This is a genomic window from Terriglobales bacterium (assembly GCA_035624475.1).
In the GTDB taxonomy this organism is placed as follows: Bacteria; Acidobacteriota; Terriglobia; order Terriglobales; family Acidobacteriaceae; genus DASPRL01.
Window position 1 is genome coordinate 1 of the sequence record DASPRL010000268.1, and the last position, 2,672, is coordinate 2,672.

At 66.5% G+C, this 2,672-nt stretch carries 3 protein-coding genes; all 3 read right to left on the reverse strand.

From position 1 onward, the window contains the following. Positions 1-636 (reverse strand): NAD(P)-dependent oxidoreductase (locus tag VEG08_10690; protein HXZ28453.1); only part of this gene is annotated, 636 nt, incomplete at its 3' end. 285 nt (positions 637-921) lie between these two features. Beyond that, entirely contained in the window at positions 922-1,707 is a 786-nt protein-coding gene (locus VEG08_10695) for a hypothetical protein (protein ID HXZ28454.1), read from the reverse strand. 481 nt (positions 1,708-2,188) lie between these two features. Next, positions 2,189-2,527: a DUF6788 family protein gene (locus VEG08_10700; GenBank protein ID HXZ28455.1), complete on the reverse strand. Its 339-nt coding sequence runs from the start codon at positions 2,525-2,527 to the stop codon at positions 2,189-2,191. Positions 2,528-2,672: the final 145 nt, after the last annotated feature.

Below are 2,672 nucleotides of genomic sequence, written 5' to 3' on the forward strand. Positions count from 1 at the left end.
CGTCTCCGGCGTCGCACGGAGATGGAGGGAGACAAAGTCCGCCGTCCGAAGCAGCTCGGGTAGGTCGATGTATCGCAGACCGAGCGCGGCGGCCAACTTTTGGTCTGGATGAAACGTCCAGGCCACCACGTTCAGACCCAAACCCCTGCCCATGGCGGCGACCTCGCGCCCGATCAGGCCCGTTCCGATGATGCCGAGACGTTTTCCCCGGAGCTGGGGGACCAGATTTCTCGGCCAGCCGCCCTGCCGGACACCTTGATCCGCTGGAGCAAGCTGCTTTACCAGGGCCAGCATCAAGGCCACGGTGTGTTCGGCTACGGCGACGGCGTTGGCCCCTGGGGTGTTGGTCACAGTGATCCCGCGGGCTGCTGCTGCCTTGAGATCCACGTTATCCGTTCCCGTCCCCCAGATGGCGATGATGCGGAGCTTGGGGCAAGCCGCTAGAACCTCGGATGTGAACTGGGTCCGCCCGCGAATGTTCACGGCGACCTCGGCGGCTTGCAGCCGGCTCGAAAGCACCTGGGGATCGGTGGCGTCCGAGTCGTACAGGCGAACCTCGCCCACTCGTCGCAAGCGTTCCAGGGCGGGCGTGCCTGCCATCACAGGCGGGTTGTCATCCGGCACCACGATCAGCATGGGAGCCTCCGTGGGAAGGGGAAACGGTGGAAGATTGGCACAGGGGCTGTCGAGAGTCAACGCGATTCACCCAGTGATTTCGCAAACCGACATTCTAGCGGGTGAAGTCGATGTGTTGGTGAGGCCTACTGAGCGCTGCGAGGAGGGATCGATCTTGCAAAGGGCTGTCGGAGTGTGACGGCGGGAGAATGGAGGCCTTGGACAACAAGGCCCCGATTTGAGAGAAGAGATCTCCCTGCGTCCTACGCAACGGGACGCCGACGAGCCCCGGTGGGAGGCCGGGTTTCAGCTGCTATCGAAGCGCAGCCGCAGGAAACGATACCCCAGCTCGCGGGCGAACTCCGAAAAGCCGATCGCCCGACCGCGCACGTGACTGCGAATTTGACGGTGATAGAAAACCAGGCTGAGCAGATAGGCGAGCACCCGGAGCATGGTCAGCAGCACGAGCGCCTGGTACCGATGCTGATGCACGGAGGGCCGCTTCAAGTGGCAATCCGTGGTGAGCGTTTGGAACACCTCGGCGTCAGTCCGCCAGCGGCTGCGCCCGAGGGCATAGATGAACTGGGGCGGGATGTGGCCCAGGTCCAGGTTGGTGGCGTAGTAATTGGTGCTGGTTTCGCTGACCGGTGCCTTGCAGTGGCACCGCTTCGCCGCTGGTCCGCGGCGCACCGTGACCTGGCGTTTGCGGCGCGTGCGCACCGCCTTGACGACGCGCACCGCGCGATCCGCGACGGGCCAGTAGACCTCCGGGGCATGCCCCAGCTCCAGGTCCTGGTCGGGCTCGGAGGTGAGCTGGTCCGGCGGCCGGGTAGTCAGCCGGGCAGCTTCGGCCACCAGGTCGGGCTGATTCTCTTTCACCGTGAAGACCCACTCCCACGCCAGCTGCTCGACCCGGGGCACGAAGGGCCGCTGCAGATAGACGGCATCGGCGACCAGAGTGTCCACGAACCGCCGCCCGAGGTGCTCGACCGAGTCCGCGAGCAGGGCGCCGGCCGGTCCGACCTCCTCTTCGCCCGGCCGCAGAAACCGCAGCCCCAGCGGCACGGGGAAGGCCGCGCTCACCACCATCACGGCGACCAGGCGATGGGTAGTACTGGATGTCCTCCCGGTCCACGCCCGCCACCTGGTGCCGCCCCTTGCGCGCCAGGCACTGATCACAGCACCGGACGAAGGAGCGGCAGATCTCGATCCCATCCACGCTGGCCACGATGCGGCCCCGGGCCCACGCGGAGCGCAGGACGCCGTTGCGCTGGAGTTGGCGGGCGATCTGACACCCCAGGTGGAAGATGGGCTCCGCCCCTTGCCGCGCCAGGGCGTAGCCGATGGTGTCTTCGCTGAGCGGGCCGAGGCGCGTGGCCAGCACGCCTGTGCGGCACTCGGCCTCGAGGCGGTGCAGGGTGGGGAACTGGCAGGCGGCGCCCAGAAACACCGCGTGGAAGATCTTCGGCCACGGGTGGCGCGGAGACTGACGGGCTTCGGGCAGCGCCTGGACCTGGGCCGAGAAGTCAAACACCTTCTCGAGGTAGACTTCACACGCGTGCCGGCGCACGGGTCAGCCCTGCCGTCTCTGCTGCAGGCACCGCCGCAGATTGATCTGGCAGATCGCGGCCGCGGCCGCCTCAAAGCGTTGGCGCAATTCCACGTGCTGGCGCACCACGGCGGCCAGCCGGGCGGGGACGTGGAAGGCTTGGGGCTGCCCCTGGATGAGCACCGAGAGCTGGAACTGGGTGTGGAGGCTCTGCCCATCGGCGCAGCGGCAGTTGGGCTGACCGCACCTCCGCTGGCGCTCGACGAAGGAGCCCGGGAGCATGTCCCGCAGCGCCCCCAGGCTACGAACGAGTCGCCCACGACGCTGGAGGTCGGGATCTGGGGCGGAACGGGGTCGAGCCATATGACACTAATTGTAGTGTCAGATATCCTCCGTGTCAAGACCTTTCGAAGATTTGCAAAAATGACCCCTAACCCCCGCTCGCCGACAAACACCGCTGGCTCAACTGCTTGGGCAACTCTGCCGGGTGGGTTTGCGAAATCGCTGG

Excerpts from the sequence above, each read along its gene's own strand:
- VEG08_10700 (HXZ28455.1), bottom strand. The coding sequence starts at position 2,527 with ATGGCTCGACCCCGTTCCGCCCCAGATCCCGACCTCCAGCGTCGTGGG.